Origin of the sequence: Paenibacillus sp. NPDC058367 (assembly GCF_042723305.1) — a bacterium.
Lineage (GTDB): Bacteria > Bacillota > Bacilli > Paenibacillales > Paenibacillaceae > Paenibacillus_AQ.
On record NZ_JBHXIZ010000003.1, the window covers coordinates 598,449 to 622,047 of the forward strand.

25 protein-coding genes, 2 tRNA genes and 1 pseudogene are annotated in these 23,599 nt (G+C 43.6%); 6 read left to right on the plus strand and 22 right to left on the minus strand.

The window, feature by feature from the left end:
• The first annotated feature begins 117 nt into the window (after positions 1-117).
• From ACFWMP_RS19515 to ACFWMP_RS19525, 3 genes are all read left to right on the plus strand, one after another.
• Positions 118-294, plus strand: a complete 177-nt coding sequence (locus ACFWMP_RS19515; protein ID WP_283908573.1) for a YjfB family protein — start codon at positions 118-120, stop codon at positions 292-294.
• Positions 295-443: 149 nt separating this feature from the next.
• Positions 444-977 carry an ImmA/IrrE family metallo-endopeptidase gene (locus ACFWMP_RS19520; protein ID WP_379424604.1) on the plus strand — a complete coding sequence of 178 codons (534 nt, stop codon included), beginning with the start codon at positions 444-446 and terminating at the stop codon, positions 975-977.
• A 76-nt stretch (positions 978-1,053) separates the two neighbouring features.
• Positions 1,054-1,215 (plus strand): hypothetical protein, encoded by a 162-nt coding sequence (locus ACFWMP_RS19525; protein ID WP_170880221.1) that lies wholly within the window; start codon positions 1,054-1,056, stop codon positions 1,213-1,215.
• A gap of 124 nt (positions 1,216-1,339) precedes the next feature.
• Here ACFWMP_RS19525 and ACFWMP_RS19530 read toward each other — a convergent pair whose 3' ends face one another.
• Positions 1,340-1,513 (minus strand): hypothetical protein, encoded by a 174-nt coding sequence (locus ACFWMP_RS19530; RefSeq protein WP_379424533.1) that lies wholly within the window; start codon positions 1,511-1,513, stop codon positions 1,340-1,342.
• 108 nt (positions 1,514-1,621) lie between these two features.
• Here ACFWMP_RS19530 and ACFWMP_RS19535 point away from each other — a divergent pair, with 108 nt between their 5' ends.
• From ACFWMP_RS19535 to ACFWMP_RS19545, 3 genes are all read left to right on the plus strand, one after another.
• Positions 1,622-1,954: a DUF3139 domain-containing protein gene (locus tag ACFWMP_RS19535; protein ID WP_379424534.1), complete on the plus strand. Its 333-nt coding sequence runs from the start codon at positions 1,622-1,624 to the stop codon at positions 1,952-1,954.
• 176 nt (positions 1,955-2,130) lie between these two features.
• Positions 2,131-2,625: an RNA polymerase sigma factor gene (locus ACFWMP_RS19540; protein ID WP_339243095.1), complete on the plus strand. Its 495-nt coding sequence runs from the start codon at positions 2,131-2,133 to the stop codon at positions 2,623-2,625.
• Positions 2,622-3,611, plus strand: a complete 990-nt coding sequence (locus ACFWMP_RS19545; RefSeq protein ID WP_379424535.1) for a hypothetical protein — start codon at positions 2,622-2,624, stop codon at positions 3,609-3,611. The genes ACFWMP_RS19540 and ACFWMP_RS19545 overlap by 4 nt, the downstream gene beginning before the upstream one ends.
• A gap of 335 nt (positions 3,612-3,946) precedes the next feature.
• Here ACFWMP_RS19545 and ACFWMP_RS19550 read toward each other — a convergent pair whose 3' ends face one another.
• The 21 genes and pseudogenes from ACFWMP_RS19550 to lspA all read right to left on the minus strand — a co-directional run bounded on the left by ACFWMP_RS19550 (position 3,947) and on the right by lspA (position 23,548).
• The gene (locus ACFWMP_RS19550) at positions 3,947-4,450 is read right to left on the minus strand and encodes a DUF2798 domain-containing protein (RefSeq protein WP_379424536.1); all 504 of its coding nucleotides are present in this window, start codon (positions 4,448-4,450) and stop codon (positions 3,947-3,949) included.
• Positions 4,451-4,999: 549 nt separating this feature from the next.
• Positions 5,000-5,065 (minus strand): annotated as a pseudogene (locus ACFWMP_RS19555) (YjcZ family sporulation protein); the annotation flags it as partial.
• Between the two features lie 223 nt (positions 5,066-5,288).
• Complete coding sequence (locus tag ACFWMP_RS19560) at positions 5,289-5,393, minus strand: YjcZ family sporulation protein (RefSeq protein WP_231573505.1); 105 nt, start codon at positions 5,391-5,393, stop codon at positions 5,289-5,291.
• Between the two features lie 30 nt (positions 5,394-5,423).
• Positions 5,424-5,573 (minus strand): dihydroorotate dehydrogenase, encoded by a 150-nt coding sequence (locus ACFWMP_RS19565; RefSeq protein WP_197071333.1) that lies wholly within the window; start codon positions 5,571-5,573, stop codon positions 5,424-5,426.
• Positions 5,574-6,113: 540 nt separating this feature from the next.
• A complete protein-coding gene (locus ACFWMP_RS19570) occupies positions 6,114-6,716 on the minus strand; it encodes a restriction endonuclease (RefSeq protein WP_379424605.1) in 603 nt (200 codons plus the stop codon).
• Between the two features lie 41 nt (positions 6,717-6,757).
• The gene (locus ACFWMP_RS19575) at positions 6,758-7,234 is read right to left on the minus strand and encodes a GNAT family N-acetyltransferase (RefSeq protein WP_379424537.1); all 477 of its coding nucleotides are present in this window, start codon (positions 7,232-7,234) and stop codon (positions 6,758-6,760) included.
• A gap of 76 nt (positions 7,235-7,310) precedes the next feature.
• A complete protein-coding gene (locus tag ACFWMP_RS19580) occupies positions 7,311-7,766 on the minus strand; it encodes a GNAT family N-acetyltransferase (protein WP_042190795.1) in 456 nt (151 codons plus the stop codon).
• 725 nt (positions 7,767-8,491) lie between these two features.
• A tRNA-Ile gene (locus ACFWMP_RS19585) sits at positions 8,492-8,565 on the minus strand.
• 44 nt (positions 8,566-8,609) lie between these two features.
• Positions 8,610-8,686, minus strand: a tRNA-Met gene (locus ACFWMP_RS19590).
• An 82-nt stretch (positions 8,687-8,768) separates the two neighbouring features.
• Positions 8,769-8,933, minus strand: a complete 165-nt coding sequence (locus ACFWMP_RS19595; RefSeq protein ID WP_019909365.1) for a hypothetical protein — start codon at positions 8,931-8,933, stop codon at positions 8,769-8,771.
• A gap of 112 nt (positions 8,934-9,045) precedes the next feature.
• Entirely contained in the window at positions 9,046-10,533 is a 1,488-nt protein-coding gene (locus ACFWMP_RS19600; protein WP_379424538.1) for an ABC transporter substrate-binding protein, read from the minus strand.
• A 564-nt stretch (positions 10,534-11,097) separates the two neighbouring features.
• Positions 11,098-11,736, minus strand: a complete 639-nt coding sequence (gene pyrE, locus ACFWMP_RS19605; RefSeq protein WP_042190802.1) for an orotate phosphoribosyltransferase — start codon at positions 11,734-11,736, stop codon at positions 11,098-11,100.
• On the minus strand, positions 11,733-12,479 hold the full coding sequence (gene pyrF, locus ACFWMP_RS19610; RefSeq protein WP_379424539.1) for an orotidine-5'-phosphate decarboxylase: 747 nt from the start codon (positions 12,477-12,479) through the stop codon (positions 11,733-11,735). The genes pyrE and pyrF overlap by 4 nt, the downstream gene beginning before the upstream one ends.
• Positions 12,480-12,589: 110 nt before the next feature.
• Entirely contained in the window at positions 12,590-15,817 is a 3,228-nt protein-coding gene (carB, locus tag ACFWMP_RS19615; protein ID WP_379424540.1) for a carbamoyl-phosphate synthase large subunit, read from the minus strand.
• Between the two features lies 1 nt (position 15,818).
• Entirely contained in the window at positions 15,819-16,997 is a 1,179-nt protein-coding gene (gene carA / locus ACFWMP_RS19620; protein WP_042190808.1) for a glutamine-hydrolyzing carbamoyl-phosphate synthase small subunit, read from the minus strand.
• 118 nt (positions 16,998-17,115) lie between these two features.
• Positions 17,116-18,399: a dihydroorotase gene (locus ACFWMP_RS19625; protein ID WP_042190810.1), complete on the minus strand. Its 1,284-nt coding sequence runs from the start codon at positions 18,397-18,399 to the stop codon at positions 17,116-17,118.
• Between the two features lie 110 nt (positions 18,400-18,509).
• Positions 18,510-19,415, minus strand: a complete 906-nt coding sequence (locus ACFWMP_RS19630) for an aspartate carbamoyltransferase catalytic subunit (RefSeq protein ID WP_042190812.1) — start codon at positions 19,413-19,415, stop codon at positions 18,510-18,512.
• 4 nt (positions 19,416-19,419) lie between these two features.
• Positions 19,420-19,983 (minus strand): bifunctional pyr operon transcriptional regulator/uracil phosphoribosyltransferase PyrR, encoded by a 564-nt coding sequence (pyrR, locus tag ACFWMP_RS19635; protein ID WP_149647673.1) that lies wholly within the window; start codon positions 19,981-19,983, stop codon positions 19,420-19,422.
• Positions 19,984-20,610: 627 nt separating this feature from the next.
• Entirely contained in the window at positions 20,611-21,864 is a 1,254-nt protein-coding gene (locus ACFWMP_RS19640) for an LL-diaminopimelate aminotransferase (RefSeq protein WP_339243106.1), read from the minus strand.
• Between the two features lie 207 nt (positions 21,865-22,071).
• A complete protein-coding gene (locus ACFWMP_RS19645) occupies positions 22,072-23,043 on the minus strand; it encodes an RluA family pseudouridine synthase (protein ID WP_042190820.1) in 972 nt (323 codons plus the stop codon).
• A complete protein-coding gene (lspA, locus tag ACFWMP_RS19650) occupies positions 23,036-23,548 on the minus strand; it encodes a signal peptidase II (protein ID WP_042190823.1) in 513 nt (170 codons plus the stop codon). The genes ACFWMP_RS19645 and lspA overlap by 8 nt, the downstream gene beginning before the upstream one ends.
• Positions 23,549-23,599: the final 51 nt, after the last annotated feature.

Consider the following 23,599-nt stretch of genomic DNA (forward strand, 5'->3'; position numbering starts at 1 on the left):
CACAAGATATGTAAAAAGGAGATAAGCCGTTTGGGCGAATTGGCAAACAAATGCTATTCACCTAATGAATTAGGTAGGCACAGTCGATAAACAGGATATACACAAAGGAGGTGCAATATGGATATAGCCGCGTTATCAATAGCAATGAGCCAAGCATCCTTAGCTCAAAATGTAGGAATACAAGTCATGAATATTGCCAAAAATCAGGCTGAAACCCAGAGTCAAACGATGGTGGAAATGCTGGGCAAAAGCGTTGCTCCCAATTTAGGAAAAACACTTGATATTAGTGTTTAATTGATTTATGCTAAGGACACACAAGAACACTCGTTCTTATGTGTCCTTATATTTTTACCCTACACAGCCCCTCGGGCTTTTCTTTTGTCTTATTATACGAACATACGATCCTATAATTGATTCTGAATGAGGTGAATGATGTGAATAACATGAAATCCTATTATCAAATGACTGCGCTGGAGAAGTGGACAGAAGATTTATACAAGCGTCTGAACCTTACTCAGCCTTCGCAAATTTCGATTGCTTATATTGCAGAACGGCTTAATATTTGGGTTCATTATTTGGATGTAAGAAGCAAGAGCATCGAAGCGTCAGCGGGGATGTATACCATGTTTATTGACAACCGGCTTCCAGTCAGTCTGCAGCGGCTAGAGTTTCTCCATGAGCTCTGTCACCTGCTCCGCCATGGTACTGATCAAATATTAATGCCAGAACATTTTACGCGGGCACAGGAGGATGAATCTGAGCGATTTATTCTTTATGCAGCTATGCCCTACTCCATGATCTCCCGCATGACATTGCCTGAGCAACGGGAAGATGCAATCAGCTATCTTGCAGCAGAATTTCAAGTGCCAAGCGAGCTGGCTTTACAGCGGATTGATCAAATTCAAAGACGTGTTTTTCAGGGGCAATTATTGGCCGTGATGGGAAGAAACGAAGAACGATTAACACATATTCAATAATGACTGCGGAGATAATAAGAGTAGTCGCAATGAAGGACCATTAATTTTGGTGGAATTTCTCGCAAGGGGGATCGATATGGAAGCCATTAAAGTAATTGAATTATTGATGACTCATCCAGATTATAACGTAGATGCAGTACACCCCGAAATTCCGGATTTTGTTGGGATCGAGTCGATTGAAGTGGATCATGAAACGGGGACCTTCTCCATTTTATTGCAAGAACCCAAAGACGACTGAAGATGATTTGTGTAAGTTCATAATAAAAAGGCAGCAAGTATAGTATACCCAGGCAATTCTTTACCTACGCGGGTTACCTATCGGTAGTTAAATTGCTGCCTTATTTGTAATAGTAAGCTCTCTATTATGCGGATACAAACTGAATCACACCAATAAGAGTTAGAATGAGGAATATACCCACAACTCCCCAAATAATAAACCATAAGATTCTGAGACCTGGTAGCCTGGGACTAGTATGATTCTCCAATACCTTAATTCGCCGCTCCAGCTCCTGTATTTTTTCTTCTTGTTGCATCATTTTCTTCCTCCCTTCTAATGTGTAAATTACAAGATACAATAGATATGACATACCAGTCACAATATATTATCTTATAATATATACATTTTATCTAAATGGAGGGAATTAATGAAGAAAAGAACAAAAATAATTCTTACTACCTTCGCTATTGTATATGGAGTCGCTTCTTTAGCGCTTCAGGCCTTCCGAAATCATATGGATAATGAAGTGATTCATTATTTGGTAGCTACGAGAGATTATAAGAATGAAGATCTTTATAAAGTCTATACCCAGATTGGTAAGGCTCCCGTCGTAAGTACAACGGTGATTTTTGCAGATGAACCTAACGTAAGATACTTTTATCGAAAAGAGAAGGATCGGATATATCAATATAACATGTCTCCTGTAAAAGTTACTGATCCAAACTATACATATAAACATATTGAGGAGCCCCTCCCCTAAAGGGGAACTTCTATTATAAAGGTGCGATTGTCTCAGCAGTCATGATATGGCTGCTGGGGCAATCGCGCCTTTTTTAGATTCTAACCCTTGATCTAGACGCTAACAAATTTTCTCAGGAACATAATGTGACCAAATGCCGTCCTAAATGGTGTTATAGGTAAAGGGGGCATAGAATCATGCAACGATCCATGACCCGGCCGGGAAATCATGTGATAAAGAGTTACGAAATCTACGCAGATATGCTGTTCCGGATTGCTTTGGTCCATTTAGGCAGCCGCCAAGATGCCGAAGAAGCCACTCAGGATACCTTCATCAAACTGATAGAAAAAGCACCAAAGTTCATAGACGCTGAACATCAGAAAGCATGGCTGATCCGGGTAATCACCAATCATTGTAAAACATTACTGGGCAGAGGCTGGCGCAAGCGCGAGGTTAAACTGGAAAATGCTGAGCCGATTGCGGTAGACACACCCGAGGATTTGGCTCTACTGCAGTTAGTTATGGCGATGCCTATGAAGTATAAAACCGTAATCCATCTTTATTATTACGAGGACTATCCCATCCAGGAAATCAGCAAGATTCTGCAGATTAGTCAGTCTGCCGTGAAGATGAGACTTCAGCGGGGACGGCAACTGTTAAAACTGGAGCTGGAAGGAGTGGAATCACAATGAAAGAAGATCAGTTTCGAACATTATACAAGAAAGCGGTGGATTCTATGAAACCAGGTGAAGAGATGAAAAAAGAATTGATCGACAAACTGGAGCAACAGCAGGAGCGGAAACGTCCACGCAAGACGGTTTATATCGCGGCAAGTATCGTCCTCGCCGCCGGGATCGGCTTAGCTGCACCTAATATATGGCAGCAGCTAAATGGCCAGAGTACTCAAGGGCAAATCGCTCAGGTAACTCCAGGTCCAAGCCAACCAGACAATTCTGGCACAAATGCGTCCGGAAGCATTGTTATCCCCAAGCTGGAACTGCCGGATACCAAATCTGGCGTTATGGCAGATATGATCGCTCTAGTCGTATATAAAGATAACATTTATACACAGTCTGCGACTCGAATCAACGCAGCCGATGCTGCCGCTCTGCGCGGTGACAAGCTGGGACGTACTACAGGTGGCATCGATGAATGGAGCGGTAAAGACAAATATATTGAGTTAGCATCTAACATCGGCGAAACGGATATCTATTCCATAAAGGGATATGATTCCAATTTCCTGATTATGTCCTATTCGGAAATCAACGGCGAGGTATTCGCCGAACTGTATGAGCATACAAACGGGATCACCGTAAACAGCGGCGCTGATCTATTTGGCAAGCTAAATCTTGAAGGTCGAATTACTTCCGCACAGTGGGAAAGCTTCGACAGCTGGAACAACGGGCAGCAGCAGTACACACCGCTCGCTGACGACGAGGCACTTAATGGCTTCGTGAAGGCACTCCAAACGGCCAAACCTTTGGCAGCAGAGTCTCTTACCGCGCAAGGCATCTACGACAGCGAAGACCGCAAGGTTCTCTATCTCCAGCTGGAAGACAACGCCAGGGTAGAGCTGACGCTGTTTGGTGAAGGGCTAGTACATTACGGTCAGGCACCTGTATTCTTCGAGGTCGAGTCCGGGGCATTCCAGCAGCTATGGGATAGTATGAAACCATAAGAATGATGGTCGAAAACCGAGAGTACAGCGATTGGAATAACGATTGGGACAACTTTTCGGGCACCATCCCTATCAGAAAAGTCTAACTGGATACAAAAAAAGGCGCTGCTTCAAAACCATTTCATGGCTTGCGACAGCGCCCTTTTTGTGTTGGCTGCATGGTTTGCATTGCGTCATGTCAGAATATCAGATTCTAAGTATAAAAGAGCCGTTGTAGATTAATCCTATGATGGCTCTTTTACATGTTCAATACTGCTATGATAACGGGACTCAAAAAAAGAACGCCCACCATGGACGTTCCTGAGATTCTTATTCGTATACAACGTTCCAGCTAGTTAAGCATTTACACTTTCTGTTTTACGATCCTGTCTTGTGTGTAATGTTTTCATCGCAAATCTTGCTATCGGCTGAGCAACCAACAGTTCAATCCAAAATGCTATACCAAAGTTTCTTGGCCAGATATGAAGGAAGTTTTTAAGTGGCTCTAGACTTATTTGTTTTGTCCCAACCCATGTGCCGATAATCGATAGTAAAATAGATAACACTGTAACATTCAATAAAGTATTCAACAGCACCCTAGCATTAAATCCATCGGTTTGTCCCATGTATTTCGGCATCACTTTCCCAACAATCGGCCCAGCAACTAATTTTACGGAAAAAACTACGATCATCCACATAAACGGAATAACCTTTAGTGTATCTATATACACTTCCTTACTGAAGCCACGTTCCAACCCCACAATAATAGGGGCAATAGTGTTTACTGAAATGATTGAAATAATGAGTGAAAATAATATACCTTCTTTTCCGTTTCTGGGCAGTCTTGTGTCTCCATGCATGTTTGTCATCTCCGTGAATCATATTTCAGATGGCAGACGTATCATGAGACATATATTTTTGGCCCAATAAAAAGACCAATATCTCTACACACTGATTTAATAATTATATTACTTTTTTCAAATGAATGTCAGACCTCTATTTAAAATTTATTAAATTCCTCTGCTCTTTAGTGCATTCAAAAGATTTAAACTATCCCTGAGGTAAGCGCATGGCGATAAATCTTGCATCAGTAAATCCGTTAGCAAACTCGAAATTCGGGCCTTCCTAATTCTCTTCCCTTTGAATTTTTGTGCCTATAGACAGCAAAAAAACCTTACAAAGTAAGGGTTTTTGATAAGTGGGCCCTGAGGGACTCGATCCCCCGACCAATCGGTTATGAGCATATGATAACCGTTTCAGTGGCATATCCACTTCAATCTTCCGCTGAGTAATTTCACCTGTTTTATCGAGATATATCATTTCAATTGTTTGGGCGATACTCATTCCCATATGTAAAAAATCCGTCAGTTGTGCTGACGGATTAAACGATTGAGAGTTCGGCTAACATTTTATAACAAGATAGTCTTAGAAATAATCACAAGGAGGATAAACAGTACCAAGATTGCACCTGTACTATCCATTTAAAGCCCCGACTGTGGGCAAAGGTTAGAATGAGGATCTGGACCAAATCAGTCATGCTGCGTAGTCCAGTATTTACAGAGTTTATCGTATAAACATAAACTACCCCCAACGACTTAATGTTGATGGGGGCAACTTTCATTATCTTCATTACAAATCCGCAAGTATCTACTGGCAGATATCCACTATGGGTGCTGGTCATAGTGGGAGGTTTGAAACTTAAATCAAGAAAGTTTTAGATATGATTACCAACAATATAAACAGAACCAGAATTGCAGTCGTAGAAGTAAAACCTCCGCCAAACCCTCCAGCAAATTCACCCATCATAATTCCTCCTTTGTAAATTAATGCCACTTAAAATATACAGGCTTTTGTAATGATGACCAGCAGGATAAAGAGCACCAAGATTGCACCTGTGGATGTAAAAGCTCCACCAACAAAACGTTCAGGTTCACGTTCACGTTCACGTTCTCCAATACCGCATCCACCAACAAATTCGCCCATTCGTGAATTCCTCCTTTGTAATTGAATACAAATGTAGGATATGCCAGTTTTCTGATCATGCTTGGGTATATGAGAGATGAAATTAACCCCGCTAACCAATTAAGGTAGACGGGGTATTTGATATACACATTTATGCTAAAACTAAATTCAAATTCATTTCTGATGTAATAAACATCAGCAACCTTAACGCTCCCATTCCTGGACTGGACCCTCACAATTAATTACGCAGTTGGCCAGAAACACCTTTTCTGTTTTTCAAATAGTTATATCCGCCAATAGATATGAGGGCTCCACACAACATTACAACCATCAAAGATTGTCGTTCCTCATTCGCAACATCATAAACAATAATGAAAAACCTGGTTTCATTTTCTCTGCTTTATGTATTTCTTAATCAAATAAAACAATACAAATCCTAACAACACCAAGCCAAGTATGGTGATCCATAGAATCGTTGGATTCCCTACGAAAAAGTATGTATTTCTGTATTGAAAATCTTCATTGTTCATCTGTATAAAAGCTCCTTGTTCTACGAACTATCTATTTCTTCGCAGCCCATCGTTTTTCAACTTTGAAGTCCTTCTTAATTGCTTTATTATCCCATGAATCCAGTATAATCCTGGGCTCTGACTCAAGGATATCCTTTGCTTTATCAATCTGCCCTGACTTGAAAAAGTTTATAATTTCTATAAGGTCACTTCTACTATGTAATCTTACGGCGTTATAACTAGCAAGTTCTTCACACGCTGAGGTATATTGGTTTGAGGATATTACCATGGACTTTTTTGCCCTGTAATATCTCATGGAACTATAGATCTCTTGAACAGCTCCTAACTCTACTGGATAGGAATAACGCTTTGCCTGAACGACATTTCGAACCCCCTCCCCGTCTGTAAACACTAAGTCAGATCCAAAATCTCTGCTTCCTCTCGTTTTATATGCATCACTATAACCCATGGCCAAAAATAAACGATACAGATATTCTACAAAGCCAGTTCCGTCTTCCATTCGGTCTATGTCCTGGATCGTAATCTTAAGTGGATCAATTACTATACTTTGGGGAGGGTAACTCTTCTTTCTAGATAAAACTCTGAATACAAAAACAGCAGTAATGATAGCAAGAATAACCAACAAAATTATCATTTTTGTCAACCAGCAACCCCCATTAATATAAGAACCTCGCATTAACTAATGAATACTTGTGTTCTTCTTCCTACTTCAATTCGTTCAGTAAATTTTCCTCCTGTATATTCTTCTATTGCCTTTTCCCAAAAGAGTTGAGCGGGCTTGTTGTTATCTATTTGGTAAACTTCCCATTTTCCCTGGTGCAAATCAAATATATCTTTAGCAACCAATCTCCCTAATCCCAGCCTACGATACTTCTTCGCAATAAAAAATTCAGCAATAGAAAAATATGCGTCATCTTCTTCCCGATTTTTTAATTTGACTAAGACAAATCCAACAATTTTCCCATTGAGACTGATTAAATATGGATAATTGGGGTCTTTAGACCAATATTCATCAATTGGATAATTACCATATTTTCCGTTTTCCTCAAACTGCAACTCCATAAATTCTGAGAAATCATAAATATAGAATTGTAACAGGTTGCTGAGTATTTCTTTATGTTCCAAGGTTGCTATTTTGATTTCATAGTCCATGTTTGATACCATCCCTCTGTAGATTTAACTATCGTTTCCCGTTAGTTAAGTCCCAAACAAACCATGTTGCGATAAATTACTTTATAGTGTCGTGTTCATAGATTTTGGTGGGTCGTCCCCATTCAAAATTATCCAAACCGATTTCTCTGAATCCATATTTCTCATAGTAACGAATATGATCAGTCGTTATATAAACCTTCGTATATCCCAATTGCCCCACCATTTTTCTGGCATGCTCCAACAATACTGAACCTAAACCTTGCCCTCGCTCATTCTCGTCAATGAACAAAGGAGCAATCCATGGCGATAAATCTTTTCGAATTATATATTCCTGCTCAATCAATTGATAAAATCCAATTATTTTGTCGTTTTTTAATAGCAGAAATGTTAATGGCAAACCATCTTCAGCCGATAAACTTTCGTCAATTTTAGGGAGTACCACCTTCTGAACGTTTGGCCATTTTTCTTTAACATATTCAGCAAACTCTATATGACGCTCTGGACACTCTATTATAGATTTAATAGCTTGCATTAAGTCACTCCTTCATAAATACGGTTCTTGATGAGTATCACCTTCAAAAATAGGTGCTTTCAGATTACACCTTAAGTTAACTGCGGGAAACGGAAAGTTTATTTTAAGTTAAACTTTACTACCTGTTAGCTTGATGAGGCGCCCGCCAGTCTATTGTGTTTCATTGACAATTTATACGGGAATAAGACGTGGTGAGATCCTTGGACTTCGCTTGGGTGATATCGACTTCGAAAAGAAATAAATCAAGGTGATCCAGACGGCCAACTGGACACGTGATGGTTTAGTCATTCAACGTCCGAAAACGAATGATTCCATACGACGGGTAAAACTTTATCAGAATATTATTGATGACCTTAAGGAACGCTACAAGCAAATCGAGGCTTATAAAAAAGAATATGGAGACTCATATGAGGATAATGACTTAGTATGTTGCTAGCTGGTGGAGGCTATATAGATCCAAGGTAGCTGAACGACTGGGTATGACTCCAGCGATGTTAAACGAACGATAATCACCTACTCCCAATCAAACTGGAAGAGGCCGTTGACAAAATTGAAGCAGGACTGAATAAACACGCTGAAAAACAGCTCGAAACTGCAGAAAAATAATTCACGTTAGCAAATCCGTTAGCAAACTTAAAATCCCGGCCTTTCCCCATCCTATTTTCTTTATATCACTAACCCTATAGACAGCAAAAAACCCTTACAAAGTAAGGGTTTTTGATAAGTGGGCCCTGAGGGACTCGAACCCCCGACCAATCGGTTATGAGCCGACCGCTCTAACCAACTGAGCTAAGGGCCCGGATCTAAAAATATCCGAATGTACAATTGCTGTTGTAAATAAATTGGTTGCGGGGGCAGGATTTGAACCTGCGGCCTTCGGGTTATGAGCCCGACGAGCTACCGGGCTGCTCCACCCCGCGTCAGAAAAAATATTCAAACAGCGACAATAAATAATATACATTACAAATTGGGTCTACGTCAAGGAAGAATTTATAAAAGTTCTCAAGGCAGAAATCTAACCCCGTACCTTCCCTTACGGGATCGATAAATTTCTACAAAACGCGGGTCATGATAACCGTAAATCCAGCCATCTTGCTCCAATCTTTTAGCCAAACAACCTGCTTGAAATCTGGTCCTGAACAGTTTCGCGAAGTATATCCAATTCATGATGCCCTCTTCTCCTTTTCGCAAATTTATGATACACCGCTCTGAACTTATCATGCCCAAGTTCCACAAAATAAGCCACCAGAAAACTGGTGGCTTAGGGCATATTCCAGAGTCATTCACCGATCGAGTCAAAATAGACCGTGGGATCTTTTTCAAGTGTATCCAGCATGGTATTCCCTTGCTTCTCCCAAGCTTTGAGTGCATTCTCGACGGTTTTCTTCCCCTGATAAACATCAATGAATAGTTGACGTCCAACATCGCTAATCCGGCTAATCCCAGGCTTCTGCATCTGTAAACTGATCAATAAAGGATCCGTTGCAGGTAAAGGCTTAAGTGTATAAAAAGCTTCCAAATTTACAGAAGGGGTCTGAGCGGTAATATAATCCTTACGGGAAGTCAGTTCACTCTTGTTATGAGCTTTAATTTTCGCAACCTCATTACTGTTGACGAACTTAATCAAATCCCAGGCATCTTCCTTATTAGTAGCCGTAGAACTAATAGCCATCATATTACCAAGCCATGTTCCAATGGCAACATCCGGTTTTTCCTGAAAGGTAGGTACAGTAACCACACCCCATTTGATGGGACTGTAATTTTTGATCTTAGCAGCATTACGGGCCACTCCCGCCAGTTCATTGAGATAACCATATTCTCCAACGACCATTGCTGCTTTTCCTGTGAGGAACAGATCGCCTTGGATTGGACTGTAGGCATTCCCTTCTGTTCCTGCAAAATCCAACCCATTTAGCTCAGGTACAATTTGTTTCTTAACCAACTGGCTGTAAGTAGTCCAAGCCTGATTCCACTGTGTGGTATTTACAGTCATGTGCTGACCCTTATTATCGTACATCGTAAGTTCTAGCGGTGCGACATAGCTCTGCATATCCCAGAATGGATCACTTAAGTAACGGTTCATCGAGAACCCGTATATCCGAGTTTCTTTATTAGATGACTTCTTCGTCACCTTATCTGCCAGTGTAAACAGTTCATTCCAAGTCATCTTGTCCGTTGGATAGCTCACACCAGCAGCATCAAAGATTCCCTTGTTATAAAAAAGCGCACTAGACGAGAAGATCGGCGCCAACGCAAAAAGACTTCCTCTACCCAGCTCACGAACTCCATTCAGCATTGTAGGCGCCATATTGCTTAAATCATACTGATCACGCGCTATAAGCGGCTCCAGCGATTGGACAAGATTATGATCTACCAAACTCTTCACTAATGCGCTATCACCGACGATCACATCAACAGGCTTATCCCCGCCCATAATCGCTCGGATATTTTCCAAATTGTCAGAGCTTGCGTCTGAGGAGGTGTTATTGTACCGAAGGTCATTCGTATCTATAGCCGGAATAATCTCCAATTTGATTTCTGGATGCTGCAATTCATACATATCTGTAAACTGCTGACGAAAAAACGAATCGTCCTCCCCAGACCATAGACTCCCAATACGCAATACACGTTGCTCCACTGAAGCCTTAGAAGGCTCAGCCCAAGCCGTATTCCACCCATCAGAGATTAGTGGTAGTATCAGCGCAGCGCATACCCCAAAGCTTAACCAGCGGCGCCAGAGCCGTTTATTGTTGTTTATATGATTCATTATTATATCCTCCCATAAAATACTTGATTCTTCTACATCTTATGGATAAATAATCCATAATCCTAGTAACAGTATAAAGCTTTAATCAAGAAGGGAAGTTACAGGACGTTTAAAGTTATACTACGATTTCTTCATATTATTCTCATAAAAATCTTACTAGGAGCTTTTGCAGATACACGATCTCCACTTTCCCACTCACACTTGCTCACTTGCTACATTCCCGCTGACCGACACAATCCTACCCTCTACGACTGGATAATTGCACTTTCTGCAACTATTAGAGCCGAGTTTATTTTGGTTCTCCTTTTAATTGCACTCTGTACAATTAAAAACCGTTACTAGAAGGTTTCGACAGATACTAGGCTGATAATAATTGCGCAAAGTGCAACTATAGTGCCAATTCCACTAAGGAGAGTTAGTTTAAGTGTACAAAATACAACTATTCGTGTCTTGGATGACAGTTGAGAATGTTGTGTCCCTCTTTTTATTCGCACTCCTCACAATAATAAAAGCCCCTCACTGAAAAGTGAGAGGCTCGCCTAAACTATACTCATTTATTTAAGCTTAAACACCAAATGATGAAGGATCTTTTCTCCAAGACTTCAGTACTTCTACGTCCGTCGATTCAATTTTACCTTGTGCAAGAGCCACATCAATCAATGTGCTGTAGTTGGACAAGCTTTGTAATGGCATTTCAGCTGCAGCAAAAGCATCCACTGCACGGTCCAGCTCATAGCTGAAGATTGCGAGTACAGCCAGCACTTCTGCACCAGCTTCTTGCACGGCCTGAGCAGCTTTGATGGAGCTTCCACCTGTGGAGATCAGATCTTCAATAACAACAACCTTTTGTCCCGGCTTAATCAGACCTTCGATCTGATTCTGCTTGCCGTGGCCTTTAGCTTTATCACGGATATAAGCCATAGGCAGATTGAGCTTATCTGCTACCCAAGCTGCGTGTGGAATACCCGCGGTTGCTGTACCTGCGATCACTTCAGCGTCCGGATACTCGCTCTTAATAAGCTGAGCGAAGGCATCTGCAATATAGTTACGAACTTCTGGGTAAGCCATAGTCAGACGATTGTCGCAATAGATCGGCGATTTGATACCAGAGGTCCATGTAAAAGGCTCCTGTGGACGCAGCGCTACTGCTCCAATCTCCAGCAAATAACTTGCTACTTGTTCACTTCTATTTAATGAGCTCATGCTAGGGTCATCTCCTCAATAATGTTTAGTGCTGCGTGACGTGGATCTGGTGAAGCTGTAATCGGCCGTCCTACAACAAGGTAGTGACTACCCTGACGAATGGCTTTTCCAGGCGTCATAACCCGGGACTGATCGTCCAAGGAAGCACCTGCTGGCCGGATACCTGGTGTAACCGTGCAAAATGCTGGGCCGCAAGCTTCTGCGATAGCTGCGGACTCTTGTGGCGATGCTACTACACCACCTAGACCCGCATCGGCAGCCAGCTTGGCGTATCTTACCACAGTATCCGCTACCTCTCCAGCGATCCCAATTTCGTTATTCATCACTTCTTGACTCGTACTGGTTAGCTGGGTAACTGCAATAATCAAAGGCATCTTAAGGGCAGCATTAGCACTAACTGCTGAAGCCGCTCCTTCGCGTGCTGCAGCCATCATGGCTGAGCCTCCTGCTGCGTGTACGTTAAACATATCAGCGCCAAGATTCGTAAGACTTTGAGCGCCACCTTTTACCGTGTTAGGGATATCATGCATTTTCACGTCAACGAACACAGAATAGCCACGAGATTTCAGCTCTTGAATAAATTCTGGTCCTGCCGCATAGAACAACTGCATGCCTACCTTCATATAGCAAGGAATTCCTGCCAGCTTATCGATCAAGGCTCTTGCTCCAGTCACATCAGGATAATCCAAAGCGATCATCAGACGGTTCGCCATCGCTTTCCACTCTACTTCTCCTACTCCCATAACCATGCTCCTATCCAGTGCAGACTACATCCACACCCTTTATTTATTAGACCCTAGGCATAGCGGAACGGTCTGCGTAAACGCAAACCGCCCTATGCATCTTTATGAGATTAGTTCAATTGTCCGACAAAAGCAGGCATGGACTGTGACGAGAAGTTAATCGTCTGCAGCATTCTGAGAAGTGCCGTCACTGTATCCAGTGAAGTCATACATACGACGCCATTCTCAACCGCTTCACGGCGGATTCGGAATCCGTCACGTTCTGGCGTTTTACCTTTAGTCAGTGTATTAAAGACGAAGTTAGCTTGCCCACCACGAATCAAGTCGAGAATGTTTGGCGCACCTTCATCCAGCTTATTTACATTCATTACGTTGAGGCCTGCTTCTTCAAGCGCTTGTGCCGTGCCTCCAGTAGCAATGATTTTGTAACCCATGGAGTGGAAGCCTTTCATAAGTTCTACAGCTTCTGCTTTATCTTTATCTGCCACCGTAACGATGATAGCGCCAGTAGCTGGAATTTTCATCCCTGCTCCGATCAGACCTTTGTATAAAGCTTTTGCATACAACTTATCACGGCCCATAACTTCACCGGTCGATTTCATTTCAGGTCCGAGTGTAGGTTCTACTCTGCGTAGTTTCGCAAAAGAGAACACTGGTACTTTAACCGATACATAATCGCTTTCCGGCCACAAACCTTCTGTATAACCGTCATCCTTCAGCTTGCTGCCGAGAATGATTTTGGTTGCCAAATGCGCCATTGGAATTCCTGTCACCTTACTCAGGAAAGGAACCGTACGCGAGGAGCGTGGATTTACTTCGATTACGTATACTTCGTTCTGATAGATAACAAACTGGATGTTGACCAGTCCAATCGTCTTCAGTTCCTTAGCGATTTTAATTGTGATCTCAGCGATTTTCTCTTTTAGACCTTCATCCAGATATTGCGGAGGATATACGGCGATAGAGTCACCGGAGTGAACCCCTGCGCGTTCGACATGTTCCATGATGCCCGGAATAACTACTGTCTCACCATCACAAATCGCGTCTACCTCAACCTCTTTACCTAGCATGTAACGGTCAATCAATACCGGATGCTCCGGATTCACTTTCACCGCTTCTACCATGTAGCTAAGCAGTTCAGTATCGTTATATACGATTTCCATTGCACGTCCACCTAGTACGTAGGAAGGACGTACCAGCACCGGATACCCAAGGGATTGTGCAGTTTCTACAGCTTGATCCACGTCGGTAACCGTCTTGCCTTTCGGTTGAGCGATATCAAGGCGTGCCAGCAAAGCTTCGAATTTCTTACGGTTCTCAGCTTCATCAATGCTATCAAGGCTAGTTCCAAGAATCTTCACACCAGCAGCACTTAGAGGTGCCGCAAGGTTAATCGCTGTTTGACCTCCGAATTGAACAATAACTCCAATCGGCTTCTCTTGCGCAATTACGTTCATGACATCTTCGAAGAATAATGGTTCAAAGTACAACCGGTCCGAAGTATTAAAGTCTGTAGATACAGTCTCAGGGTTATTATTGATGATAACCGCTTCATATCCAGCCTTTTGAATGGCCCATACCGCATGGACTGTGGAGTAATCGAACTCAATCCCTTGACCGATCCGGATTGGACCAGATCCCAGCACGATAACCTTTTGCTTATCAGAATGAATGACCTCGTTCTCAGTCTCATAAGTCGAGTAGTAATAAGGTGTAGAAGCTTCGAACTCAGCCGCACAAGTATCTACCATTTTGAACACAGGTGTTAAACCTTGCTCCAAACGTAGCGCGCGCACATCAGCTTCTTTGGTGAATTTCCCATTCGCTTGTCCTTCTGCACGAATCTCAGCAATCGCACGGTCTGTAAAGCCTTTACGTTTCGCTTGGTATAGAGTTTCCGCAGACAAAGTTTCTTCGCCGCGAATAACCTCTTCAAAGTTAATCAAACCTTCAATTTTGGAGAGGAACCACCAGTCCACGTTCGTAATATCCTGGATTTCTTGCAAACCGTAACCACGGCGGAAAGCTTCAGCAATCAGGAACAGACGCTCATCGTCAGGCTTCGCAAGACGTTCACGCAGCACGCTCTCTTCCAGTGACTCTGCACCTGGCAGACGGAACCGGTGAACACCAATTTCCAAGGAACGGATCGCTTTATGAATCGATTCTTCAAAAGTACGGCCGATCGCCATTACTTCGCCTGTCGCTTTCATTTGCGTACCTAGCTTACGGTTCGCATGAATGAACTTGTCGAACGGCCAGCGTGGAATTTTACTTACGATATAGTCAAGTGTAGGCTCGAAGCATGCATAAGTCTGTCCGGTAACCGGATTGACGATTTCATCCAGCGTGTAACCCATCGCGATTTTGGCAGCCATTTTGGCAATCGGATATCCAGTTGCTTTGGACGCCAAAGCCGAGGAACGGCTGACACGCGGGTTTACTTCGATTACATAATATTGATAACTTTGCGGATCAAGTGCGAATTGTACGTTACATCCACCCTCAATATTCAGGGCGCGGATGATTTTGAGCGAAGCTGTGCGCAGCATTTGGTATTCACGATCCGATAACGTCTGGCTAGGTGCCACAACGATACTGTCACCTGTATGTACGCCTACAGGATCAAAGTTCTCCATGTTGCAGACAACGATACAGTTGTCATTAGCATCACGCATAACCTCGTATTCAACTTCCTTCATGCCGGCAATACTCTTCTCAACCAGACATTGTCCGATCGGGCTGTAACGAATTCCTGCTTTGACAGTTTCACGCAGCTCTTCTTCGTTATCGCAGATCCCGCCGCCTGTGCCGCCAAGCGTATAAGCTGGACGTACAATCAGAGGGAATCCAATTTCCTCAGCGAATTTCATTGCTTCATCTACAGTAGTGATAATGGTGCTGTCCGGTACAGGTTGATCCAATTCACGCATTAGATCACGGAACAAATCGCGATCTTCTGCTTTCTCAATGGAATCAAGCTGTGTACCGAGAAGCTTAACATTCTCTTGCTCAAGCACACCTGCACGAGCCAATTCTACAGCCATATTTAGGCCAGTTTGACCGCCCAGCGTTGGAAGCAATCCATCTGGACGCTCTTGGCGAATAATTGCAGTTACGAATTCAAGCGTAATAGGCTCGATGTATACTTTATCTGCAATATTTGTATCTGTCATAATCGTTGCTGGATTGCTGTTAATCAGTACGACTTCCACGCCTTCTTCTTTAAGAGCTTGGCAAGCCTGAGTTCCTGCGTAGTCAAACTCCGCTGCTTGGCCGATGACGATCGGTCCGGAACCGATCACTAGTATTTTTTTAAGTTTATCGTTCTTTGGCATGTTATAGAGCTCCTTTCACGGCTTCAAGCTGTAAGTTAGTTTTTGGCGCCGTGATTCTGGCGTTTGCCGCAAGTTGTGCCTGACGTGAAACAACAGGTGTCTTTGCTTTATGATCGGCAATCAATTGAAGGAAGCGATCGAACAAGTAGCTGCTGTCATGTGGTCCTGGCGCCGCTTCTGGATGATATTGCACCGAAAATGCTGGGTAACGAGTATGTTTAATACCTTCAACAGTCTTATCATTATTATTAATATGAGTAACTTCTAGTTCAGTGTTCTTCACAGATTCCTCATTCACGGTATAACCATGGTTCTGGGAAGTGATGAAGCAGCGTCCACTTTCCAGTTCCTTCACAGGGTGATTCCCACCGCGGTGACCGAATTTCAGCTTCTCTGTATCCGCTCCACAAGCAAGTGCAAACAACTGATGACCAAGGCAGATGCCGAAGATCGGATATTCACCAAGCAATTCGGAAATCGTCTTGACAGCGTGAGGCACATCTTTAGGGTCCCCAGGGCCGTTGGACAGTAGGATACCATCTGGGTTCAGACGGCGAACTTCTTCCGCTTTTACATCATGTGGCACTACAACAACATCACAACCACGTTCGTTAAGCTCACGTAGGATACCAGCCTTCGCACCGTAATCCACAAGCACAATTCTTTCTTTGTTGCCTGGGCTGCTGTACGAACTTGCAGTTGATGTACGAGCTACCTGATTGCGCAATTCCTCAATCGTAGTATTTCCCATCATTTCCATCAGTTCCTCTACACGTTTGTTAGAGGTGGTCAAGATCGCTTTCATTGTTCCGTAGTGGCGAATAATCCGAGTCAACATCCGAGTATCAATCTCGCTGATCCCTGGAATATCGTATTCTTTCAACAAGTCGTCCACACTATATTCAGCACGCCAGTTACTAGGTACCTCTTCATGACGGCGCACTACAAAGCCGTGTACAAAAGGTCGAACAGATTCAAAGTCATCCCGAGTAATCCCGTAGTTCCCGATCAATGGGTAAGTCATTGTCACGATTTGTCCGCAATATGACGGGTCAGACAGCACCTCTTGATATCCTGTAATTCCTGTATTAAAAACAACCTCGCCTGTCTTCTCGCCCTCAGCGCCAAATGCGGTACCTGTAAATAAAGTTCCGTCTTGCAGCAGCAATCTCGCCTGCATTCCATTCCACTCCTTCTTGTTTCTGTAGTCTAATGCTTATGCCTTACAAGCCTTCCGGAGTGAACGTGTACACAATCGCTGCATCCGTAAAGATCAGCAACTCCGCCCCACCAGTCCGCTAGTTTTTCTCAGTCCATACGGCTTTGCCGTCTACCCATGTCATTACTGGCCAGCCCTTAAGCTTCCAGCCACCGAAAGGAGTATTCCGTCCTTTACTTGCGAAAGATCCTGGGTCTACTTCTTTCTCCTGCTCCAAATCAATCAGTGTCAAATCTGCAGGAGCTCCGATATCCATCACACCGGTGTTCAGTCTGAATACCCGTGCAGGATCAGCAGTCATTCTTTGTACTAGTAAGGATAAATCCCATTTCCCTGTTGCTACAAACGCTGTGTATAGTAGTGGGAAAGCTGTTTCGAATCCAACGATACCAAAAGGTGCAAGTTGCATGCCTTTAGCCTTCTCTTCCTCACTATGCGGCGCATGATCCGTAACAATCATATCTAGTGTGCCGTCAAGCAAACCTTCGATACATGCTTCAACATCGCGGCGGGAGCGAAGCGGCGGGTTCATTTTCCAATTGGCATCAAGGCCTGGAATATCTTCTTCAGAGAGCAGCAAGTGATGCGGACACACTTCAGCAGTTACTTTAATGCCGATTTCTTTCGCTTGGCGAATCAGTCGCACCGATTGTTCAGTACTTACATGGCACACATGGTAATGAACGCCTGTCGCTTCAGCCAGCAAAATATCGCGTCCAACATGGATGGCTTCTGACTCATTTGGAATTCCTTTCAGGCCATGCTTTCTTGCGAACTCACCTTCGGCTACACAGCAGCCTTCAACCAGTGAATTATCCTCGCAGTGAGCAATGACTGGCATATCCAGTGCTGCGGCGATGTTCATAGCATCTTTCATCATTTGAGCACTTTGCACGCCCACGCCGTCATCGGTATAACCAATAGCTCCAGCTTCTTTAAGCGCTGCAAAATCAGTCAGCTCACGTCCGAGCTCATTTTTCGTAATGGCTGCATAAGGAAGGACTTTAACGAGTCCTGCTTCACGCGCTTTGTCTTTGACAAATTGTACGATTTCCGGGGTATCTGTTACTGGACGGGTATTAGGCATACAAGCGATGGTTGTAAATCCGCCTTTGGCAGCCGAACGACTTCCGGTTTCCACTGTTTCCTTGTGTTCAAATCCCGGTTCGCGTAAGTGCACATGCATATCAATGAGTCCTGGAATGAGCAGCTTACCTTCAGCATCAATGATCTCTCCAGCTTCTGGAGCAGCTTCATTTCCATCGATTAAGGCCGAGATAACACCTTCTTCAAGTACAATATGTTTCCGCTCTAACAAGCCTTCCTTAGTCAATACGCTGGCGTTTCTAATAATCACTGTCATGATTCTACCTTTACCCACAGATCCCGACTGCGGGCCCTCTCGTTATTATATAATAAAAATTCATGTTTGTGTATATTTATTAGTCCTTATTCATCATCATTCTTTAAACTTTATAATAAAGCTCTTTCGAGAACTGCCATCCGAACCGGAACCCCATTAGACATTTGCGGGAAAATCCTTGATTGACTGCTCTCTACAACTGCATCATCAATCTCGACATTCCGGTTAACCGGAGCTGGGTGCATAATGATTGTATCTTTTGCGAGCTTAGCTGCGCGTTCTTCCGTTAAACCATAATGTCTGCGGTAATCTTCCGCGGAAAGTACGATGCCAGAAGAATGACGTTCCAGCTGTACACGAAGCATCATTACAACATCTGCTTTAAGAGCTTCCTCTATGGTTACATAAGGTGCGTATTCCATAAGCTCAGGAGCCTTCATATTCTCCGGTGCACAGAATTGCACTTTAGCCCCTAGCTTTGTAAGTCCCCAGAGATTGGAGCGTGCTACCCGGCTATGCATGATGTCCCCGATAATAGAAACCGTGAGACCCTTTAAATCTCCAAACGTTTTGGTCATGGTGTAAAGATCAAGCAGCGCTTGTGTTGGATGTTCATTGTTGCCGTCACCCGCATTAATAAGCGGTATGGACACCTTCTCAGCTAACTGCTGCAGCACACCTGCAGGCTTCAAACGCACAACTCCGGCATCGATCCCCATCGATTCCAGTGTGCGTACTGTATCGTAGATCGACTCCCCTTTTTCTACACTAGAAGCTGCAGCCGTAAAATTCAGTACTTGTGCACCCAGTCGTTTCTCTGCCATTTCAAAGGAGAAACGAGTGCGTGTGCTGTTCTCAAAGAACATGTTAGAAATAAAATGCGAGTTCAAAATGGGAGTTAACTTCTCACTTTGATTGTCCCAGTATGCTGTTCGGTCGAGCAGCCCAGTGATTTCCGACCGGTCAAGCTCTTTTATTCCCAGCAGACTACGTTCCTTTACCTTGGTAAGTGTCATGATGTTATCGTTCCTCCCGGTTTGAAATAATGTAGACCTCGTCTTTGCCGTCGTATTCCTTCAGCGCCACTTCAATCTGCTCATGCTTTGAGGTAGGTACATTCTTACCGATGTAGTCTGGTCGGATCGGCAGCTCGCGGTGTCCACGGTCAGCCAGTACTGCCAGTTGAATCATTCGTGGGCGTCCGCAATCCATCAAAGCGTCCATCGCCGCGCGGATGGTGCGTCCGGTGTAAAGCACATCGTCGAACAAAATAACCTTCTTATCATGGATGCCATCATTGCCGGAAGTAATAATGACGTTACTCTTCACTACTGCTTCACTGCCTCCTACTTCACGGTCATCCCGATAATGTGTGATGTCGAGTTCGCCGTAAGGAATCTCGACGCCTTCAATTTCCTTGATCCGCTCAGCGATGCGCTGTGCTAGGTACACGCCTCGTGTTCGGATACCGACCAGCAGACAATTTTCAATCCCTTTGTTCTTCTCCAAAATCTCATGAGCAATACGCGATAATGCCCGGCGGATCGCCGTTTCGTCCATAATTACATTTTTCTCAGTAACCATAATCTTGTCACCCTCCACTTGTTTCGCCTGTTCAAGTTCCTGGAAATCAAAAAACTCCTTGCCTATTAACAGGCAAGGAGTGAAATCCGCAGATGAAGAAGATGATGGCCGCGCGCATAAAAAGACAGTCCGGTGTATACACTCGGATACCTTTCTAAGAGTCGCGAACCTCGATTCACGTTACCTTGCCAGCCTCACAGGACTGAATTAAAGGCGCTATTCATTTAATGAGAATTATGACAGAACAAACCCTGCATGTCAACTTTATCTGCCTAAACTACAACACTTTCCAAGCCTGCTTCTATTAACAACAAAAGGAAGGCGGTATTATAGGGAAAACCGGAAAACCTCCCTATAATTAGGCCACAACAATCATTATGATCAGGTTATGCAGAATTCCTCCCTATAAATTAAAGGATTTCCTTGAATACAACCAAATATGCTGAAATAGAGGGAGAAATTCCCTATATTCTAGCGAATTGAAGCTAAAACACAAAATTAGAGGGAAGAATTCCCTATCTTACAGTAGCTCTATTCTACAGTAGTCTAATCCACAGTAGACTTGCCACTACATAAAGAAAAGCCACCCAAGGTTTCCCTTAGGCAGCTTCAATGTCTAACTAATGTTTAAAATTCAAACTCCACATCGCTTAAGCGTCTTTGGATTTCAGAGATGACACGTCTTTCTTCCTCTTCCCCTTTAGCAATAAAGGTAACAGAGAAACGTACAAACGGACCTGCATCATCCCAAGGCACGGTGGAGATTAGCTTCTCACGGATCAGGAATTGCGAGAAATCCTCACCGGATTCGAAACGGCGACCACCTTTGACACCCTTAGGTGCTGCAACATAAAGGAAGAAGGAGCCCTTTGGTTTCTCAGCATGGAAGCCCAGGCTGTTCAGTGCATCTACCAACAGGTTGTGACGACGAGAATACTTGGCAGCAATCGCTTCAGTAATCTCTGGATGAGCAAGACCGTAAGCCGCAGCTTTTTGAATCGCGATAAATTGACCGGAATCATTATTATCCTTCACATCACTGAAGGCTTTAACAACTAAAGGATTCCCAGCAACAAAGCCGATTCTCCAGCCTGTCATATTGTAGGACTTGGACAGGGAATGTAGTTCCACGCCAACATCCTTCGCACCCGGAACTGACAAGAAGCTAAGCGGCTTCAAACCGTCATAGGTCAAGGCAGCATATGGTGCATCGTGGATAACGACTACATCATATTTTTTAGCCCATGCAACTACCTCAGCAAAAAACTCAGGAGTCGCACTAGCGCCCGTCGGATTGTTTGGATAGTTCAAGTAAAGTAGCTTAGCTTTATGAGCAACTTCTTCTGGAATTTCGTTCAGATCTGGAAGAAAGTTATTCTCCTTCTTCAGCTCTACTGTAAACACTTGTCCACCCAAGTATTTAGTGTGTGTACCCAGCACTGGATAACCCGGCACCGTCATGATCGTAATATCTCCTGGGTTAATGAAGCAAGAAGGCAACATCGCCAATGCAGGCTTAGAACCGATAGAGTGAACTACCTCCGTAACGGGATCAATACCTTCAACACGGAATACTTCCCGCAAATAATCAGCAGCAGCTGTCTTAAACTCAGCAATTCCATTGTCCGCATAACCACGGTTCTCTTCCTTAGCTGCTTCTTCAGCAAGCTTAGCCACGATACCTGCATCAGCCATCTCATCTGGCTCGCCTACACCCATATCGATCAATTCAATATCAGGAAAATCCTGTTTCGCGGATGCTTTGGCACGTTTGATTTTCTCGAATTTATAAATCGAAGTGTCCTTGCCGTAGTTCGCACCGCCGATACGGTCTGCAAAATTAGTCTGAATGAAGCTGTCTTGGTATTGTTCAATACTCATACTTTCATCTCATCTCCTGGCTATCTATTCTAATTTTAGAAGAAACGGCTTCGCCGTCCCTTGGATGGCTTATGTTTCTAGAGATCCGTTTCTGTGATAAAAAATAAGGATAAAGAATAAGGCATAACCTTCTCTTTATCCTTATGTTATTAAATATGATGGAAAGCAGAGTTCAATACCATAGACTAATTATCACTTCATTTGTACTTATCTGCTGCGCAATGTGAACAGAACATCTTCCATGTCTTCCGGAATAGGTCTGCTGAATTCTTTATATTCACCTGTCGTAGGATGAATAAATCCAAGCACCGCCGCATGTAACGCCTGTCCATTCATAGCTGTTCCTTTACTGCGTCCATAAATCGGATCCCCCACAAGCGGATGACCAATGAATTTCATATGCACTCTGATCTGATGCGTGCGGCCAGTCTCCAGCTGCAGCTCCAGTAGTGTACAGTCACCGAAACGTTCCATCACTGTAAAATGGGTCACAGATTTCTTGCTGTTCTTTTCCGTTACAGTGTATAGCTTGCGATCATGTGGATCTCTACCGATCGGAGCGTCAACCGTTCCTTTGTCATGCGACAAATTACCGTGTACAACTGCTATATAGCGGCGTGTTACACTGTGCTCTTTAAGCTGTGCTGCGAGCGACGCGTGACTGGCATCATTTTTAGCCACCATAATAAGACCAGAGGTATCTTTATCAATACGGTGTACAATACCTGGACGAATCTCACCATTAATACCGGACAGATCCTTGCAGTGATACATCAGTGCATTTACCAAGGTGCCTGACGGGTGCCCGGCAGCCGGATGTACAACCATACCACGCGGCTTATTTATAACAATAACATCGCTGTCTTCGTATACAACTTCAAGTGGAATATTCTCCGGGATCAAGTCTGTAACTTCCGCTTCTGGTACGACAATGGAAACTTTATCGCCTTCTGAGAGCTTATAGTTAGCTTTAACCGGTGCCCCATTGACCGTAACATGGCCACCACTGATCCACAGCTGCACCTGAGAACGAGAAATATCCTCTTCCCAAGATTCCGTTATATATTTATCGATTCGCTCCCGCGCGTTCTCTGCTGAAACGGTCCACTCCGTGACGTCCCTCTCTTCTTCGCTCGTAGATGCCGCTTGGTGATTGACGTCTTTACTCAAATCATTCATTCCCTTCTTTTACTTCCTTTGCTTCTTTTACTTCTTTGATTTCCGTGATTTCTTCACCATTCTTAAGATCGCGGAAGGAGTCCAAAAGAATCAACCCAACCCCAATGACGATACATGAATCCGCAACGTTAAAAATCGGGAAGCTATAGCTTCCAAAATTAAACAGAAGGAAATCGACAACCTCACCACTGATCATCCGGTCTAGGAAGTTACCTATCGCTCCACCCAGAACAAGTCCAAGGGCAACCGATAGCATCTTCCGCGAATGTCTAGTTTTGTTCAAGTACCAAACGATACCTGCAACCACTACAACCGTAACTAAAAAGAAGAACCATTGCTGACCTTGTAGAATCCCAAAAGCAGCCCCGCGATTACGATGTGAGGTAATTAGGAAGAAATTCCCGATCACCGGAATCTGTTCCCCAAGCTCCAGACGTGTGGCAATGAGATACTTCGTTCCCTGATCCACCAAAAATACAATAAGAGCAATCAAATAGTACACCACAGAAGTTGTCACTCCGTTCTTATTTTTCCCGCCAAATGCGGTACGAATACT

Coding starts and splice junctions, on each gene's coding strand:
- ACFWMP_RS19515 (WP_283908573.1), top strand. CDS start 118: ATGGATATAGCCGCGTTATCAATAGCAATGAGCCAAGCATCCTTAGCT.
- carB (WP_379424540.1), bottom strand. CDS start 15,817: ATGCCAAAGAACGATAAACTTAAAAAAATACTAGTGATCGGTTCCGGA.
- ACFWMP_RS19575 (WP_379424537.1), bottom strand. CDS start 7,234: ATGGACTATGAAATCAAAATAGCAACCTTGGAACATAAAGAAATACTC.
- ACFWMP_RS19595 (WP_019909365.1), bottom strand. CDS start 8,933: ATGAATTGGATATACTTCGCGAAACTGTTCAGGACCAGATTTCAAGCA.
- ACFWMP_RS19625 (WP_042190810.1), bottom strand. CDS start 18,399: ATGACAGTGATTATTAGAAACGCCAGCGTATTGACTAAGGAAGGCTTG.
- ACFWMP_RS19630 (WP_042190812.1), bottom strand. CDS start 19,415: ATGACACTTACCAAGGTAAAGGAACGTAGTCTGCTGGGAATAAAAGAG.
- ACFWMP_RS19550 (WP_379424536.1), bottom strand. CDS start 4,450: ATGCATGGAGACACAAGACTGCCCAGAAACGGAAAAGAAGGTATATTA.
- ACFWMP_RS19600 (WP_379424538.1), bottom strand. CDS start 10,533: ATGAATCATATAAACAACAATAAACGGCTCTGGCGCCGCTGGTTAAGC.
- ACFWMP_RS19560 (WP_231573505.1), bottom strand. CDS start 5,393: ATGGGTGAATTTGCTGGAGGGTTTGGCGGAGGTTTTACTTCTACGACT.
- pyrE (WP_042190802.1), bottom strand. CDS start 11,736: ATGAGCTCATTAAATAGAAGTGAACAAGTAGCAAGTTATTTGCTGGAG.
- pyrF (WP_379424539.1), bottom strand. CDS start 12,479: ATGGGAGTAGGAGAAGTAGAGTGGAAAGCGATGGCGAACCGTCTGATG.
- ACFWMP_RS19640 (WP_339243106.1), bottom strand. CDS start 21,864: ATGAGTATTGAACAATACCAAGACAGCTTCATTCAGACTAATTTTGCA.
- ACFWMP_RS19645 (WP_042190820.1), bottom strand. CDS start 23,043: ATGAATGATTTGAGTAAAGACGTCAATCACCAAGCGGCATCTACGAGC.
- ACFWMP_RS19530 (WP_379424533.1), bottom strand. CDS start 1,513: ATGATGCAACAAGAAGAAAAAATACAGGAGCTGGAGCGGCGAATTAAG.
- ACFWMP_RS19570 (WP_379424605.1), bottom strand. CDS start 6,716: ATGATAATTTTGTTGGTTATTCTTGCTATCATTACTGCTGTTTTTGTA.
- ACFWMP_RS19540 (WP_339243095.1), top strand. CDS start 2,131: ATGCAACGATCCATGACCCGGCCGGGAAATCATGTGATAAAGAGTTAC.
- ACFWMP_RS19525 (WP_170880221.1), top strand. CDS start 1,054: ATGGAAGCCATTAAAGTAATTGAATTATTGATGACTCATCCAGATTAT.
- ACFWMP_RS19580 (WP_042190795.1), bottom strand. CDS start 7,766: ATGCAAGCTATTAAATCTATAATAGAGTGTCCAGAGCGTCATATAGAG.
- ACFWMP_RS19565 (WP_197071333.1), bottom strand. CDS start 5,573: ATGGGCGAATTTGTTGGTGGATGCGGTATTGGAGAACGTGAACGTGAA.
- ACFWMP_RS19535 (WP_379424534.1), top strand. CDS start 1,622: ATGAAGAAAAGAACAAAAATAATTCTTACTACCTTCGCTATTGTATAT.
- pyrR (WP_149647673.1), bottom strand. CDS start 19,983: ATGGTTACTGAGAAAAATGTAATTATGGACGAAACGGCGATCCGCCGG.
- ACFWMP_RS19545 (WP_379424535.1), top strand. CDS start 2,622: ATGAAAGAAGATCAGTTTCGAACATTATACAAGAAAGCGGTGGATTCT.
- ACFWMP_RS19520 (WP_379424604.1), top strand. CDS start 444: ATGAAATCCTATTATCAAATGACTGCGCTGGAGAAGTGGACAGAAGAT.
- carA (WP_042190808.1), bottom strand. CDS start 16,997: ATGCAGGCGAGATTGCTGCTGCAAGACGGAACTTTATTTACAGGTACC.